The organism is Vibrio injensis (genome assembly GCF_001895205.1).
Lineage (GTDB): Bacteria > Pseudomonadota > Gammaproteobacteria > Enterobacterales > Vibrionaceae > Vibrio > Vibrio injensis.
This window is the reverse complement of sequence record NZ_BDJF01000011.1, coordinates 128,311-144,637: the sequence shown is the minus strand read 5'-3', so window position 1 is coordinate 144,637 and position 16,327 is coordinate 128,311. Positions and strand designations below refer to the sequence as shown.

Annotated in this window: 11 protein-coding genes; 6 read left to right on the top strand and 5 right to left on the bottom strand. The window is 46.1% G+C overall.

Going from position 1 to position 16,327, the window contains the following annotated elements; genetic code table 11:
• The first annotated feature begins 49 nt into the window (after window positions 1-49).
• From copM to BSR11_RS03965, 3 genes are all read left to right on the top strand, one after another.
• Window positions 50-433, top strand: coding sequence for a CopM family metallochaperone (gene copM, locus BSR11_RS03975; protein WP_072669181.1), 384 nt, complete (start codon window positions 50-52; stop codon window positions 431-433).
• Window positions 434-534: 101 nt separating this feature from the next.
• On the top strand, window positions 535-1,212 hold the full coding sequence (locus tag BSR11_RS03970; protein WP_072669180.1) for a heavy metal response regulator transcription factor: 678 nt from the start codon (window positions 535-537) through the stop codon (window positions 1,210-1,212).
• Window positions 1,209-2,594: a heavy metal sensor histidine kinase gene (locus tag BSR11_RS03965; protein ID WP_072669179.1), complete on the top strand. Its 1,386-nt coding sequence runs from the start codon at window positions 1,209-1,211 to the stop codon at window positions 2,592-2,594. Before BSR11_RS03970 ends, BSR11_RS03965 begins: the two co-directional genes overlap by 4 nt.
• Window positions 2,595-2,679: 85 nt before the next feature.
• On the opposite strand, the gene BSR11_RS03960 is transcribed toward BSR11_RS03965, so the two are convergent.
• From BSR11_RS03960 to BSR11_RS03950, 3 genes are read right to left on the bottom strand one after another with little or no spacing between them, the layout of a single operon-like run.
• The gene (locus BSR11_RS03960) at window positions 2,680-5,484 is read right to left on the bottom strand and encodes an Hsp70 family protein (protein ID WP_072669178.1); all 2,805 of its coding nucleotides are present in this window, start codon (window positions 5,482-5,484) and stop codon (window positions 2,680-2,682) included.
• Window positions 5,485-5,542: 58 nt separating this feature from the next.
• Window positions 5,543-7,444 (bottom strand): Hsp70 family protein, encoded by a 1,902-nt coding sequence (locus BSR11_RS03955; RefSeq protein ID WP_072669177.1) that lies wholly within the window; start codon window positions 7,442-7,444, stop codon window positions 5,543-5,545.
• Window positions 7,444-8,076: a DUF2760 domain-containing protein gene (locus tag BSR11_RS03950; protein ID WP_072669176.1), complete on the bottom strand. Its 633-nt coding sequence runs from the start codon at window positions 8,074-8,076 to the stop codon at window positions 7,444-7,446. Before BSR11_RS03950 ends, BSR11_RS03955 begins: the two co-directional genes overlap by 1 nt.
• Window positions 8,077-8,384: 308 nt before the next feature.
• On the opposite strand from BSR11_RS03950, the gene BSR11_RS03945 reads away from it, so the two are divergent.
• Window positions 8,385-8,915, top strand: a complete 531-nt coding sequence (locus BSR11_RS03945) for a 3'-5' exonuclease (RefSeq protein ID WP_072669175.1) — start codon at window positions 8,385-8,387, stop codon at window positions 8,913-8,915.
• 116 nt (window positions 8,916-9,031) lie between these two features.
• Window positions 9,032-11,107: a methyl-accepting chemotaxis protein gene (locus tag BSR11_RS03940; RefSeq protein WP_072669174.1), complete on the top strand. Its 2,076-nt coding sequence runs from the start codon at window positions 9,032-9,034 to the stop codon at window positions 11,105-11,107.
• Between the two features lie 137 nt (window positions 11,108-11,244).
• Here BSR11_RS03940 and BSR11_RS03935 read toward each other — a convergent pair whose 3' ends face one another.
• Both BSR11_RS03935 and BSR11_RS03930 read right to left on the bottom strand, forming a co-directional pair.
• On the bottom strand, window positions 11,245-11,694 hold the full coding sequence (locus BSR11_RS03935; RefSeq protein ID WP_072669173.1) for a tellurite resistance TerB family protein: 450 nt from the start codon (window positions 11,692-11,694) through the stop codon (window positions 11,245-11,247).
• A gap of 131 nt (window positions 11,695-11,825) precedes the next feature.
• Window positions 11,826-12,173, bottom strand: coding sequence for a VC1380 family protein (locus BSR11_RS03930; RefSeq protein WP_072669172.1), 348 nt, complete (start codon window positions 12,171-12,173; stop codon window positions 11,826-11,828).
• Between the two features lie 230 nt (window positions 12,174-12,403).
• Between BSR11_RS03930 and hrpA the strand changes: the two genes are divergently transcribed.
• Window positions 12,404-16,327: an ATP-dependent RNA helicase HrpA gene (gene hrpA / locus BSR11_RS03925; protein WP_072669171.1), complete on the top strand. Its 3,924-nt coding sequence runs from the start codon at window positions 12,404-12,406 to the stop codon at window positions 16,325-16,327.

Genomic DNA, 16,327 nt, shown 5'->3' with positions numbered 1-16,327 from the left:
TTAAGAAATGACTAAATTTCCATTAAGTTTTTATTAAGTTGAGGTATTTATGTTACGTAAAGCAAGATTATTGACCAGTGTTTTGGTGATGTTTAGTGCAGTGACTTTTGCAGCCACCGATGGGCACCAGCATCATGCCAAACACAATACAAAGATGGCTTCACCATCAGTACAATCAGCATCAGTAGCAGCTTATCAGGCCATTAATGATCAAATGCACCAAGCCATGAACATCAATTTTACCGGTGATGCCGATGTGGATTTTGTCCGTGGGATGATTCCTCATCATGAAGGCGCGGTTGAAATGGCGAAAGTGGTATTAGAGCACGGTAGCGATCCTAAAATTCGTGCTTTGGCACAAGCGGTCATTGCAGCACAAGAAGAGGAAATTAGTATGATGCAACAATGGTTAGCAGAACGTGGCCTTAACTAATTCGTTAAAGCTCATGCTTAGTTATGTTCTCGTTAAGTATTGTTATCGTTTGGTATTTACGAGAACATAACACCATCTGTCCTGAACTATAGTAGCGAATGATGAAAATCTTGATCGTAGAAGATGAAAAGAAAACCGGCGATTATTTACAGCAAGGATTAAATGAAGCTGGTTTTGTGGTTGATCTGGTACGTGATGGCATTGATGGATTACATCTGGCATTAACAGGAGAGTATGACCTCTTAATATTGGATGTTATGTTGCCGGGACTGGATGGGTGGGGGGTGTTAAAGACGATTCGTCGTGCTGAATATCATATGCCGGTGCTGTTTTTGACCGCTCGGGATGCGGTCGACGATCGTGTGTATGGGCTTGAATTGGGCGCTGATGATTACCTTATCAAGCCCTTTGCTTTTTCAGAGCTGCTGGCACGAGTGCGCACTCTATCGAGGCGAGGGAAGGCTCAGAAAACGGACCATTTACAGGCAGTAGACTTAACGCTTGATCTAGTGAAACGTCGAGTAATACGAAATGGACAACGAATTGATTTAACGGCGAAAGAATTTGTTTTATTGGAGTTATTATTGCGCCGTCGAGGTGAGGTTTTATCGCGTTCATTTATTGCCTCACAAGTGTGGGATATGAATTTTGATAGTGACACCAATGTGATTGAAGTGGCGGTGCGTCGTTTACGAGCGAAAGTCGATGATCCTTTTGAACCTAAGTTAATTCGTACCGTTCGAGGAATGGGTTACGTACTCGAGGCTGATGATACGTGAAATTAGCACAATCTCTAACGATTAGATTAGCGGCGCTGTTTGCCCTGATGGCGGGTGGATTATTGATCATTATGGGGGTGTTAATTGAGCGATCAGTATCACTCCACTTTGATGAATTAGATAGTCATGAGTTAGTCACTAAGCTAACAATGATAGAAAGGTTGTTGTCGACCACGACGTCTTCTCAGTCACTGGATAGTCTATCTGCTCGTACGAGTGAGCAGCTCGCTGGGCATGATAATCTCGCCATATTGATCTCAATGACGGATTTAAGGTGGCAATATGCTTTACGTGGTGAACATTTTGAGCCGATTAAGGCCCGCTTACTGACTTCCGACCAGCCTTTTTTTAAGTGGCACGATAAATCTGGGGCTAATTTTATTGGTATTGCCACCCAGTTTTCGCTGCAATTACCTGAGCAGACAGAAGTTAACGTGCTGGTCGGGTTAGATATCTCTCATCATGTCCATTTTCTCAATACGCTACGATTACAATTAGGTATCGGGATTGGTATCGCAACGCTGTTTGCGGGTATCTTCGGCTGGATGGCCGCTCACAAAGGCTTAGCACCAATGCGAACGATTGCTGGTACAGCAAGACGATTATCAGCACATAGTCTTGGTGAACGTTTATCAACAGAAGAGGCACCCAGCGAGATACAAGAGCTGGTGAAAGCGTTTAATGGCATGCTAGAGCGCCTTGACGAATCGTTTCGTCGTTTGAGTGAGTTTTCAGCTGATATTGCCCATGAGTTACGTTCACCAGTCTCCAATTTAATGACTGAGACCCAAGTCGCGTTATCACGTTCTCGCTCTGCAGAAGAGTATCAAGAGGTATTACATTCTAACCTAGAAGAATTTGAGCGGTTAGCGCGGATGATTGCGGATATGCTGTTTTTGGCTAAGGCTGATAATGGCATGCTGCCGAAGCCAGAGCAAACTGTTGCGCTTGAATCGGAAGTGCTCGCTCTGTTTGAATTTTACGAAGCCTTGGCCGAAGAGAAGGGCTTAACGATGAGGCTCACCGGAAAAGGCACAGTGCTTGGTGACCGATTAATGTTACAAAGAGCGCTATCTAACCTTTTATCTAACGCGATTCGGCATACGCCCACCGATCAGCAGATTACGGTGGCAATAAACACGGTTAACCATCACGTTGATATTATGTTTAGCAACCCAGGTGAACCTATCCCTCGTGAGCAGATCCCCTTAGTTTTTGAACGTTTTCACCGAGGTGATCCTTCTCGTCTACGTCAAGGTGATGGTTCTGGCCTTGGTCTGTCTATTACTCGCTCAATCGTTGAGGCCCATCATGGTGAAATTAAGCTTGAATCTGATCCTCAGCAAACGACATTCACGATACGGCTCCCCGCTCATCCATAAACAGCGGTGAAAATACCAATATAATAAAGGACAGCTACCGCGACTGTCCTTTATCGATCTTAAACACCTTCGTCACAACTGACGATTAATGTTCAATCAGCTGTAGGCCATACGGCAAAGCATCACCAAAGACACGTTTTGACTCATTCGCGGAAAGCTCACTGACGCTATCGACCAGAGCTACCCATGCATCAGGAACCTTACTGTGTTTCAGTTTACTTAACACATCACGACGCATTGAATCACGAATATCAAACAAGCGATCACCCGTTTTACGGCACATCATCACGGTGGCAAAAGCAATCATCGGTTCTTGTTGCCAGTTTTGTTCAAGCAGAGTGGGTAACCATTGTTCGGCTTGTTCACGCGCAATGACCGAATGTTGACTTCCGTATAATAAGCTACGTGAGGCAAGTCGGCCAAATGCCCACCAGTGAGCTTGAGTAAAGCTCGTTTGGTTGAGAGCTTTACTTAAAAACCAAGAGGCGAGCAGAACTTTATCTTCAACATCCAGATGTTCTAACGATGCCGCGAGTCTTACCATCGCTTCGTAGCCCATCTCTTGCGCTACTTTCGCTGTCTGCGGATTTTTCATCGCACCGGGATGCAAGTATTTAGCAATGTCGGCGAGAATTTGCTCCTGTTGAGCTTGATTTAGCCCCCCAGAGATGCGTCGCCAAAATACCCACCAATCGCTCCAACCTTGTTGATTTTGAAACTGAATACCTTGCTGATAGAGACCCCATACCTGATCGATGCGCCATGGGTCGGTGCTATCACCAAAACCAGGGCGCAACGTAAACCCGGCCAAACGTAGCCAATGTTTTTCGTGTGCTTCTGAACGGCGACGACGTTTACGACCTTGTGCGAATACATCAAATAAATGACGCAGGGTGGTAAAATCCCAGTCGTCACGTTTACCCAATTGTTTCTCAAGGGTTTTGGTTAAGGTTTTGATCTCGTTATTCGCTGCACTTTTGGTATTACCGCTGTATAAACGAGCGATTAAAGCTTTGCATTCTGATAAGCGAGGATGAAGAGAAGCTGGTTGCTGCATCGCTTCGGTTTGCCGACGAACTTCAAATTCTAATTCCCAGCGTTTACTTTCATCGTCAACGTGAACACACTCTATTTTCAATGTACCGACTTCGGTTAACTGACAAGCAAGCTGTACTTCAATCCGTTCTTTTTGATTCGCATGTAAAACGCTCCCCTCACCGTCGAGGCTGGTAATGTATGGCGGTAAAGGGCTCAATCGTTCGGGTTCAACCTTGACGACCATACCATTTTGTATGGGCGTTTTTTCATCAATAGCATCATAACTGGAGGTGAGAAGGTTAAAACGAACCGGCTCACCTAACGTTAACGAGAAGCGCCGACCCGTTAAACGGATCTCTTGTCCTTCTTCACTGCCTTTAGCGAGTAAACACAATGCTTTGCCTAAATGATTTTTTTCTGGAAGATGCAAGAAATACGAACGAGGTGAGCCGCCGCCAATTTTCAGTTGTGCGCCGCGTCGGGCTTTAGCAAACGCGACAGCACCAAGCGCCACTGCCCAATCAGGATGAGGATTATCTAACACCGTTATTGGCGCACCTCGCCAATCGGTCAGCAGTTGGGTAAGACGTTCAGTAATTAACGGGCTATTAAAAACCCCACCGTTGAGTAATAAGCCAACCGGTATGGCCGCTTGGTGAGCGGTCAGTTGATCGAGTGCTGAGAGCGCTACAGATTGGTGCTGATGAAGAAATTCAGCAATATGTTTACTTACCGCAGGGTCGGCGACGTAGGGCAAGCCAAATTCGACGACCGCACGACGCCGCTTATCAGGCAACTGAGAGAATTCAGACCGTGGAAAGAATCCCTCCAGAGCAATCTGATGTACTTCTTGGCGAGTGAGAGAGATGCTTTTACTGCCGCCGAGCAATTTAGAACCGCTGCCGAGTAGGGTGATTTTGATGTTTTCTGGCGCATCATGAGAGAGTAATTGTTCTTTTGCTTGTCGGGTTTGCTGAATCAATTTACTCAGGCTCGCTGCACTCAGTTTTTGATTATTATTGAAGCGTTGTTCTGCGAGATGAGCGAGGGCAAGATCGACGTTATCACCGCCGAGCATTAAATGTTCACCGACACCAATGCGATTGAGGCTTAAGCTTTGCTGATGATTGACTTCAATTAAGCTCAGATCAGTGGTACCGCCGCCGACATCACAAACTAAAATCAACGGTAGATCACGCAGTTGTTCACTGGCTGTAGCAGAGTGCCGAGCATACCAATCGTAGCAAACCGCTTGTGGCTCTTCCAAGAGGATGATTTTAGATAAGCCAGCTAATTGCGCTGCAGAAAGAGTGAGTTGCCGTGCTGTTTCATCAAATGAGGCTGGCACTGTGACCACAACTTCTTGATTTTCTAACCGATCTCCTGGATGGCGGTGATTCCACGCTTGACGGATATGGTTTAGGTAACTGGCACTGGCAATGACGGGGGAGACTTTTTCGACATCGCTCGCTCCAGCCCAAGGTAAAATCGCGGAGTGTCGATCAACATTAGGATGAGATAACCAGCTTTTGGCACTCGCTACTTGGCGACCTTCAACTTTGGCACCGAGCGATCGAGCCCATTCACCAATGATCACCTGAGGAAGATCACCGCTGACCGGTTGATGTTGCCAAGGTAGGGTAAGATCAGCAATATTGACTTGATCGGCTGCCGGATGATAGCGGAAAGAAGGCAACAGTGGTTTGCGCACTACCTCACCAGGACCAATTAATTGATCAATCTCGAACAGCGTCACTGGAGAATGCCGTAAATCTGTATTTAACTCGCAATACGCGACGACAGTGTTGGTGGTGCCTAAGTCAATGCCCACCAGAAAACGAGGAGATGTCATGACAACCTTTTTCGTTAATAAAAACGACACTCTGAAAGTGCCGTTTGGTAATGGATGACTAAGCGGTCGGTTGAGCCTCTTCACGCACATTGAACTCAACATGCCACGTTTGCCCATTATCCGCGGCGATAGCCTCAAGGCGCAAAGTGCCTAATTCAGTGACTCGGGCGGCTAAAGTGACGGGGACAATCTCACCTTCGCGACGGCCTTCTGATACTGGTAAGGTAACTTGAATTTCTGGCAGCTCTTCTAACTCATCCTCTTGCCAATGATCCAGATGAGTCCCTGCGGTATCATCGCGGCGGGTTGTCGAACCAAAAAACTGAAAGTTAACCGGTTGACCAATCACCAAACCAAAAGTTTGGCTGGGGACGTCGACGTTCGAGCCTTCTTCCATGCCAAATGGCGCAACGCAGAGCGCCTCCATCGGTGGGGCCATACCGGGAATCGCTGGCATGGCGCTTTCAATGCCGACGTAGTAACTCGAAGCGATACCACCACGAATCCGTACCCCTTGACCACGACGTACGGCCCCATAATAAGCCGCCCCACTGGCAACCGCTAAGTCTAAATCAACACCAGTTAGGCGTTTAGCGATTGGAGCACCAGCCTCGATTAACCATTGATTTATGGTGTCTTGCAAACGCTCTGCCAGAAGGGATGATTTTAACACCCCGCCATTAAACAATATGGCGGTTGGTTTAATAAAAGCGTTTGATGGTGATGCTTGGCCGAGCATGCCACCAAGAAACGGGTTGAATTCTTGGTCTGTTGCCTCTGTGGTTGCGTTCGCTTGTTTGGCAAGAAATGCGGCAATATGGCGAGTAATTCCGGCATCTTGCGCATAAGGTAGGCCCATTTGGGTCAATGCACCACGGTTACGTTGCTGTGGATGATCATTAATCGTCACTTTAGGGAAGAAGCCCTCAACCAACATTTGTTGAACGTCGTGCTGCGTTAATTCGGTTTTCAAGGTGCTACCGAGCAGTTTGGAGCCGCGACTTGGCACAACAATCGGCATGGCTTGCCGTTGATGGTCATTCAATAATGCTTCTTTAGCATCACGACAAGCGTGAGTCATTGCTTGCACTTGCCAAGGTTGTAGCTCTTTACCTTCTTTGGCTAGTTTCATTTTTAAATGGTAAGCAAGAGCGAGATCCATATTATCGCCCCCAAGTAAAATATGCTCACCGACGGCGATGCGTTTTAAAGTTAATGTCCCTTCATCTTCGGTCACTTCAACCAGTGATAGGTCAGTTGTTCCGCCACCAATATCGACCACCAATACAATATCACCCACGTTGACCTGATCGCGCCATTGCTCATGGCTATTATCGATCCAGCTATACAGTGCTGCTTGAGGTTCTTCGAGTAAAGTCAGATGGTGTAAACCAATATTCCGCGCAGCTTCAGCCGTGAGGTCTCGTGCTGCCGGATCGAACGAGGCTGGCACGGTGATAGTGACGTCTTGATCGCTCAGTGGATGACCGGGATGAGCGTGATCCCACGCCTGTTTTAAGTGTTCAAGGTAAAGCTCGGTAGCGCGGAGAGGGGAGATTTTCTCGACTTCTTCGGGGCTACCAGCGGGTAAAAATGCTTCACGACGATTAACGCCGCCATGGCATAACCAAGATTTAGCACTGGCTACCAAACGAATCGGCGTTTTCGCACCAAGATTACGGGCAATCGCTCCGACTAAGGCATGGGGTTTATCTGTCCACGGTAACACACGAGACGCAGGATTCATTTCGTGCTCATGGGGTTGATAGACAAAAGAACCAAGCTGATTGAGTGATTCGACGCTACCCGGTGCGCTAAGCTGGGGAATCGGCATGACTTGTACACTCGCGTGTTCGTTTCGTGTATCGCTATAAGCAATCACACAGTGAGTCGTACCTAAATCAATACCGACACTAAAAGTTGCTGATGATTGGGTGGAGAGATCGTGTTGATGTTCCATTATAGCTCTACCTCTGCTGGGGCAATGATCGAGGCATCATAATGCTCAGCCAGTTTTGGTAAATGAATGGCGCTGGCTTGCCAACCTTTGTGGATCAACGTACCTGTAAACGGTGCTTGTCCCGTTACATTGCCGACCAAACGAATCGCTTGCGAGTTGAAGCCTTGTTCAATGGTGATGCGTGTTTCTTCGTCTTCCGGACGAATCGGCACCAAAGTTAGATACTCTTTGAGAACTTTTTGGCCACCCGAATGAATAACGCGAGCCGCTGCACCGACTTCTTCGTCAGAGAATGCGCTGAGTTCTTCTTGTAAAAAGTCAATGAATCGGGCTTCTTTTTGCAAAATAGCCAGCAGTTGCAGTGCAGAGTCAGTCGATGTCGTGGCAAGTTTAGATTCAACTTCGACCACTTTCTCGACCACTTTTTCTACTTCGATAATCTTTTCGACTTCAATAATCTTCTCAACCGGTTTTTCCACTTCGACGATTTTCTCAATCGGTTTTTCAACGAGGGTTTCTATCACACGCGGTTTACGAAGAATCAGTAATAAAACAAAAAATAGACTCAAAATAGCAAGGACAGCGTGGAGCATGTCGATAGTGGTTGGCATAGCGCTTAAATCGAAGTTCATGATGAATTCTCAATATTAGGTCTAACAAATACAGCGTGCTGCGGTATTTTGATGATCAGAATAGCTTGATAAATAAGGGCAGATATTAGCATATTCAACCGATGAGGCATGGTTAAATCGGTGTTTTCAGGGGGAGAGAACGACTATTCGTTCGCTTTTTAGGCGCTCAACGTGGTGATTTGCCGAGTTTGTCGACAATCGTTTTAAAATTGCGGTAACCAATCATGGTGTTACGGTTTAATCGTCGAGTTTTGGCAGAGAGTTGGGTAATATTTGCAGCTAGTTGAGTCTAATCACGGAATAAGCGAATGAACTACAACCGAGTGGTGTGTTTTGACCTTGAAATGTGTTGTTGGAATGAGAATGGTGTCGGCACTACCGGAGAGATCATCGAAGTGGGGTTGGCTGAAATCGATCTCACCGCGGGTAAAATTGTTAAGCGAGCTCAATATTATGTACAACCAGAGCAGGATAAAATTTCTGAGTTTTGCGTTGAACTAACGGGTATTACTCCGCGTACAGTGGCTAAACAAGGACGCCCATTGGCCGATGTGTTGCGTTCGATGGTGAAAAATTTTGGAGGCAGTAAGAAGATTTATGCGTGTTGGGGAAGAGACGATTTGATCTTAGCCAAGGAGTGCGCTGAAAAAGGTCTGCCCATGCCGATCCACGAATGTGTCAATTTAGCGACATTATATCGTCTTCAACATCGTTTAAAAGATAAACGAATCGGGCACCGAGCAGCGCAAGAAGCACAAGGCATTGATTGGGAAGGGCGGCAGCATTCCGGTTATGTGGACGCTTATAACCTCGCTAAACTGGCACTAACCATGCTTTAAAGCTGGTTTTTGCGTTGTTTCTATGGCAAATCTCTCAATAAAAACGCGATGACAATGCTCAAAGGAAAAATCTGACTTAAACTGGTAGTAATCAATGGATAAGTAAGGTTATCAGGATGAAATTTACCAGTATTCGCCAACAGGTTTTAACCTTCAGTGTGTTAGCCCTTCTATCAATTACTCTTGCGGTGATTGGTTTTAGTTATCATAGCAGTCAAGCTTTATCCGCTTCTGTTAATCAACAGGTTGATCAAGAGCTGCGTCGTCAAGCGTTGCAAAATATGCAACTTATCGCCAATCAGGAGGCGTCTGGAGTCAAAAGTCGTTTTGATCAAGCAATGCTGATCTCACAGTCGTTATCGAGTAGCTTAGAAGGTGAACGACCTTCCCGTGAAGTGGTCACCGAGATGCTGCGCAGTGTTTTTCTTCAGCACCCCGATCTGCTGGGTATTTATACTGGCTGGGAAGCGCATCAATTCGATGGCGATGATATTTTCTCTCTCGGGTTACCGCATAGTAAAGATAATGGTCAATTCGCCCCTTATTGGAACCGTTCAGCTTCGGGGCAATTAGGGATGCGTCCATTAGGTAATATGTACGATAAAACCGTTTCTTCGACAGGTGTACGTAATTCTGAATGGTATTTATGTCCTATCGAAACGGGCAGAAATTGCGTTATTGACCCAGCGAGTTACGATATTCAAGGTGTACAAACCTTATTGAGCTCTTTTGTCTCTCCCGTGATGGTTAATGGTAAAGCGGTTGGCATGGTTGGCGTCGATTATTCGTTAAACTTCCTGCAACGTATTGCTGCTGATACCCAAAAGCATATTGACCGTCAAGCGCGAGTGATCATCCTCAGCCCGAAAAATATCGTGAGTGCCGATAGTTCAGAAGCCGGAAATGTTGGTAAAGCCCTCCAGCAGACGGGTGTGGCTTCACTGATCAGTAAGCGTGTGGTTGGACAAAGCCGGATTGAAGATAATTCCGTGATTGCATCAGCACAGTTTCGTGCTCATGGCGTGAATGATCATTGGGAAGTTATTGTTATCCTACCCGTTTCTGTAGCACTAGCTCAAGCCGCTGTGATTTCGCAGCAGTTAGATCAGGGCTTCTCCGCTAATCTTCAAGGCCAGCTTTGGGTCGGTGGTTTACTCATTCTACTAGGCATTATCGCGATGTGGATTATGGCATTGTCAATCAGTCGTCCGATTCAAAAGCTGGTCGGTTTGGTTGAAAAACTCACCCAATCTGGCGGAGATTTAACTCAAACGATTAAAATTGATCGCCGTGATGAAACCGGGCAATTGGCTCATCATTTAAATACCTTTGTCGGTAATGTTCGTTCGATAGTCTCTGATGTTGCCCAGCAAATGGAGGGTTTAACCGAAAGTACACAGCGTTCGGCTTCTTATGCGAAACAAGGGGTCGATCAAATTCGACATCAACGAGCAGAAATCGAGCAGGTGGTGACGGCAACTAATGAGATGTCCTCTACCGCACACAGCGTTTCTGACAATGCTCAAGAAACCGCCAGCGCGGTGACTCAAGCTCAGCAAGAAATTAACCAAAGCCAGCGCGAAGTTGAACAAAGTGCTGAAGGATTGAAACGTCTAGCTAATGATCTTCTCAAATCTGCGCAAGAGATAGAAGAGCTGGAAGCGCAAAGTGAGCAAGTGGGGTCAATCTTGGATGTCATTCGAGCCATCTCTGAGCAGACTAACTTATTAGCATTAAACGCAGCGATCGAAGCGGCGCGTGCTGGCGATCAGGGACGTGGTTTTGCCGTGGTGGCTGACGAAGTGCGTAACCTTGCCACGCGCACCGCGCAGTCCACCGATGAAATTCAAACCATGATTGATACTTTACGTCAGCGCAGTAAAAAAGCGGTGGCCACAGTGAATGAAAGTCGTGAACAGAGTAATAACTGCCAAGCGTTATCACAACGTGCTGTTGATGCTTTAAAAGAGGTTCGCGCGCAAAGTGAACGTATTCAAGACATGGCGCATCAAATCGCTACCGCAGCAGAAGAGCAGGCGGCAGTGACTGAAGAGGTTAATCGCAATATTGTGGCGATTAATGATGCGGCGAATGAAATTGATAATGGTGCCAGCGCGGCGAATCAAGAGAGTCGCGACGCGGCGAATCGGGTGAGTGCGGTGAGTTCGCGTTTAAATCAGTTTAAATATTAACGAACGGTCTTAGAGGCCTTGATGGGTGTATTGCTTAGCTCCCATCAAGGTCATCGTGGAATGCAACATTAAAGAAAGTAAAAACAGCAAACAAATAAACCATCAAGCGAAGGTCGCGTTAATTCGAGAACTTCGCTTTATTTTTTCGGATTAACAACCATCAATTTCGCGCGAATAAACTGACTGTGGTCAACGTACAGTAACTCAGCCGTTTTACGGATCACCGCATCCTCCAGCGGATCAATTTCGCCATCGGCGTGGGCCACTTCCCACATCGCTTTTATTAACTCAAATCGTTTATCTTGGGTTAGATCTCGCAACTGGGAAGTAAATTCATACAGTGATGCCGATTGGCGTATTTGCTGCTCAGCACGGGTAATCAAAGCTTGTGCTTCATTCTCTTCTACCGCGAGTAAGCGTTGCAGTAAGGCTAGCTTAGCTTGTCGTTCTGTGGGGGTTATTTTTTGATCTGAGCCAGCGACCTCGCTTAATAAACAAGCGATAGCAAAATTAGGGCTAGGAGAGGGTTGACTTAGATCTTGCCCGTCGAGGAGTTGTTTAAATAAGGCGGTAATAGTATTAAACATAAAAAAACCTTTTCTGTATGCGCTATCGGTGAACCCTAACTATTGGAGGAGAAAATGGAGCCACAGTTCCCTTGTCGTTACAGAATAGGGTGAAAGAGAGTGGTGATTTAAGTGGTGAACCATTCAAATACCTAGAGTTCCCAGTCACTGACCATTTCGACAAACTCTGAACTGCTTTGTTCATGGGCAAGCAGCAGTAAGGCAACCAAGGCTTCAACCTGAACGCTCTGCGGATTAGGTTCATTGAGCAATTGAGTAATACGCTCGCGGATCAGATTAATTTCATGCTGGACAAAGCCGCGGCCTTCTTCTTCGCCTTCTCCTTCTTCAGGAGCATTATCAAATTGCAAAAACAGCATATCGTTATCATGCTGAGTGCCGACTAAGCGTTCGGGTAGCCAAAGTTCTCCCATAACGACTTCAGGGTCACAATCAGCAGGCAGATCATCCAATCTCAGTTTCAGTTCAGAAGCTTTCACAATATTTTCTACTTGGTTAGGTATCTTTCTATTTTAGCGGCCAAATGACAATAAAACTAAACCTTCTTGTATGCAATGGGCCTTAAACGAACAATTAATCGTCGAAATGCATTTCTTTGCTGGTTAGTGGCTTAAGTCCGTATGATTTGCTCAATACGAAGTACCGAACAATCCACAAGTTTGTGATACAATTCAGACAATTTTATGCAAAGAAAAGAATAGGTAACGCTTTGACTCAGTCACAGCCTCATTCAGAAAAAAACACAATGGCAAAAGCCAATACAGCCAAATCACTACAACAAGCGCTGCAACAGTGTTTAATCAAAGATCGTTTTCGTCTCAACAAGCGGATCATCGGTGCCAGTAAAATTGTTAAAGAGCAAGCAAGAACGGCAGTCTTTGATGAGATTGCTTTAGATATTGCTCGTTCCATGATGGTGGTTTCGCAGCGAGAAGCGCAAAAGATGACTATCGAATACCCAGAACAGTTACCCGTTAGTCAAAAGCGGGATGATATTGCGCGGACGATTGAGCAGCATCAAGTGGTGATTGTCGCAGGGGAAACCGGTTCTGGTAAAACCACTCAGTTACCGAAAATTTGCGCTGAACTTGGACGCGGCAAATATGGGCTGATTGGCCATACCCAGCCACGCCGTTTAGCTGCTCGCTCGGTAGCGAATCGTATTGCTGAAGAGATGCAGTGTGAGCTCGGCGGAGTCGTTGGTTATAAAGTTCGCTTTAACGATCAAATCTCGGAACAAACGCAAATCAAATTAATGACTGACGGTATTTTACTGGCAGAAATTCAACATGACCGATATCTCAATCAATACGATACCATCATTATTGATGAAGCCCACGAGCGCAGTCTAAACATTGATTTTATTCTTGGTTATTTACGCCAGTTACTACCGCGCCGCCCTGATCTCAAGGTGATCATCACCTCGGCAACCATCGACCCTGAGCGATTTTCGAAACACTTTGATAATGCGCCGATCATTGAAGTATCAGGCAGAACCTTTCCGGTAGAAACTCGTTACCGGCCATTGGTTTCCGAGACTGACAGCGATCGCGATCAACTCGAAGGTATTTTTGACGCGGTGGATGAGCTGTGCCTTGAAGGTTTAGGGGATATCCTGATTTTTATGAATGGTGAGCGGGAAATTCGTGACACTGCGGATGCGTTGGCCAAACGTAAGTTACGAGATACCGAGATTGTGCCTTTGTATGCCCGTTTATCCTCTGGTGAACAAAATAAGATTTTCCAACCCCATAGCGGCCGGCGGATCGTACTTGCCACCAACGTGGCGGAAACCTCGTTAACGGTGCCAGGGATCAAGTATGTTATTGATCCGGGCACCGCGCGGATCAGCCGTTACAGCTATCGCACCAAGGTGCAACGTTTACCGATTGAACCGATTTCTCAAGCCAGTGCTAATCAGCGCAAAGGACGATGTGGACGTGTTGAAGAAGGGATCTGTATTCGTCTTTATTCAGAAGAGGACTTTTTATCTCGCCCTGAGTTTACCGATCCGGAAATTTTACGCACCAACTTAGCGTCAGTCATTCTACAAATGACCGCGCTAGGCTTAGGCGATATCGAGGCGTTCCCATTTGTTGAAGCGCCAGACAAACGTCATATTCAAGATGGGGTTCGCTTGTTGGAAGAGTTGGGGGCAATGAACCCTGAGATCAGCGACCCGAAAAAACGCCTGACCACGATTGGACGCCAGTTGGCTCGTTTACCGATTGACCCACGTTTAGCACGAATGGTGCTAGAAGCGCCGCGGCTCGGCTGCTTAAAAGAGGTGATGATCATTGCCTCAGCGTTATCGATTCAAGACCCAAGAGAAAGGCCGAGTGATAAGCAGCAAGCCTCAGATGAAAAACATCGCCGTTTTGTCGATGAAGACTCGGATTTTGTTACCTTAATCAATCTGTGGCATTACTTACAAGAGCAGCAAAAGGCCTTGAATAGCAATGCTTTTCGTCGTCAATGTAAACAGGATTATTTAAATTATTTGCGCGTTCGTGAGTGGCAAGATGTTTATTTCCAAATTCATCAATCGATGCGTGAAATGGATTATAAGCTCAACGATCAGCCGGCCAATTATGACCGTCTGCACAGCGCCATTTTGGTGGGTTTGCTGTCACACATCGGCAGTAAAGACGCTGAAAAAAATGAGTATCAAGGGGCTCGTAACGCAAGATTCAATATCTTCCCAGCTTCTGGTTTATTTAAAAAACAGCCAAAGTGGGTGATGTCGGCGGAATTGGTTGAAACCTCGAAACTGTGGGCGCGGATTGTCGCCAAAATTCAACCGGAATGGATTGAGCCTCTTGCTAAGCACTTGATCAAACGCAGTTACAGCGAACCACATTGGTCGAAGAAAAGTGCTGCGGTGATGGCGTATGAAAAAGTGACTCTTTATGGCGTACCTATCGTTGCCAAACGTGCGGTGAATTATGGCGCGATTGACGTGCCATTGAGCAGAGAGATTTTCATTCGCAGTGCTTTGGTGGAAGGTGATTGGCAAACTAAACACGCTTTCTTTAAGCAAAATCGTGCCTTGTTACTTGAGGTAGAAGAGTTAGAGCATAAATCGCGTCGCCGAGATATCTTGGTGGATGATGAAGAGCTGTTCCAATTTTATGATCAACGAGTCGGCGCGGAGGTGGTTTCAGGACGTCATTTTGATGCTTGGTGGAAAAAAGCCAGCCGTGATAACCCGGATCTACTCAGTTTTGAAAAAGAGATGCTGGTTAAAGGCGATGCCAGCCATATCACCGAACTCGATTACCCTAATTTCTGGCACCAAAATGGGATTAAGTTAAAGCTCAGTTACCAGTTTGAACCGGGCATTGATAGTGACGGTGTCACGGTGCATATCCCACTGCCGATCCTTAACCAAATTGAGCCGCAAGGCTTTGATTGGCAAATTCCGGGTTTACGTCATCAATTAGTGGTCAGTTTGATTAAATCGCTACCGAAAACGCTGCGTAAGAACTTTGTGCCAGCGCCAAACTATGCTGATGCTTTTCTAGCCCGGGTCACGCCATTAGACATGCCATTACTGGATGCGCTGGAAAAAGAGCTTAAACGAATGACAGGCGTGGCTATCGAGCGCGAAGATTGGAATTGGCAGCAAGTGCCTGATCACTTAAAAGTGACTTATCGGGTAGTGGATCACCGTCAGCGAAAACTCAATGAGGATAAAGACTTATACGCATTGAAAGAAAGCTTGAAAGCTAAGGTCCAAGAAACCCTATCGCAAGTGGCAGATGATGATATTGAGCAGAAAGATCTCCACACTTGGTCGTTTGGTGAGCTGCCGAAAGTCTACCAGCAAAAACGTGGCGGTTTTGAGGTTAAAGCCTATCCGGCGTTGGTGGATAATAAAGACAGCATTGAAATTAAGCTATTTGAAACGGAAAGTGAGCAGCAAACTGCCATGCAAGCCGGACAAAGGCGGTTAATTTTGCTTAATGTGCCATCACCGATCAAATACTTACACAGTAACTTGCCCAATAAATCTAAGCTTGGCTTGTATTTTAACCCTTACGGTAAAGTGCTGGATTTAATTGATGATTGTATTGCCTGTGGCGTTGATAAGCTTATCGAACAGCATGGAGGCATGGTTTGGCAGCCAGATGCCTTTGAAGCGCTGAAAGAATATGTTCGCGCTGAACTGGGGGATACGGTGGTCGAAATTGCCCAGCAAGTAGAAACCATTTTAACCACCGCCTACAACATCAATAAGCGTTTGAAAGGCAAAGTCGATTTCACGATGGCTTTTGCTTTGTCGGATATCAAAGCACAAATGCAAGGGCTGATTTTTAAAGGCTTTGCCACCGAATGTGGCTGGAAAAAGCTGGCGGATATTTTGCGTTACATGAAGGCCATTGAACGGCGGATGGAAAAGCTACCGGTTGATCCCAATAAAGATCGTTTGCACATGTTGAAAATTGAATCTGTGGTCAATGAGTATAAAACCTTATTGAATAAAATCCCGAAAGGGATGGCAGTGCCTGAATCGGTCAAAGAGATCCGGTGGATGATTGAAGAGCTAAGAGTGAGTTATTTTGCTCAGCAACTCGGTACACCTTATCCGATTTCGGATAAACGGGTCAAACAAGCGATCGATGCCTGTTAG

Coding starts and splice junctions, on each gene's coding strand:
- copM (WP_072669181.1), top strand. CDS start 50: ATGTTACGTAAAGCAAGATTATTGACCAGTGTTTTGGTGATGTTTAGT.
- BSR11_RS03970 (WP_072669180.1), top strand. CDS start 535: ATGAAAATCTTGATCGTAGAAGATGAAAAGAAAACCGGCGATTATTTA.
- BSR11_RS03960 (WP_072669178.1), bottom strand. CDS start 5,484: ATGACATCTCCTCGTTTTCTGGTGGGCATTGACTTAGGCACCACCAAC.
- BSR11_RS03955 (WP_072669177.1), bottom strand. CDS start 7,444: ATGGAACATCAACACGATCTCTCCACCCAATCATCAGCAACTTTTAGT.
- BSR11_RS03950 (WP_072669176.1), bottom strand. CDS start 8,076: ATGAACTTCGATTTAAGCGCTATGCCAACCACTATCGACATGCTCCAC.
- BSR11_RS03945 (WP_072669175.1), top strand. CDS start 8,385: ATGAACTACAACCGAGTGGTGTGTTTTGACCTTGAAATGTGTTGTTGG.
- BSR11_RS03940 (WP_072669174.1), top strand. CDS start 9,032: ATGAAATTTACCAGTATTCGCCAACAGGTTTTAACCTTCAGTGTGTTA.
- BSR11_RS03935 (WP_072669173.1), bottom strand. CDS start 11,694: ATGTTTAATACTATTACCGCCTTATTTAAACAACTCCTCGACGGGCAA.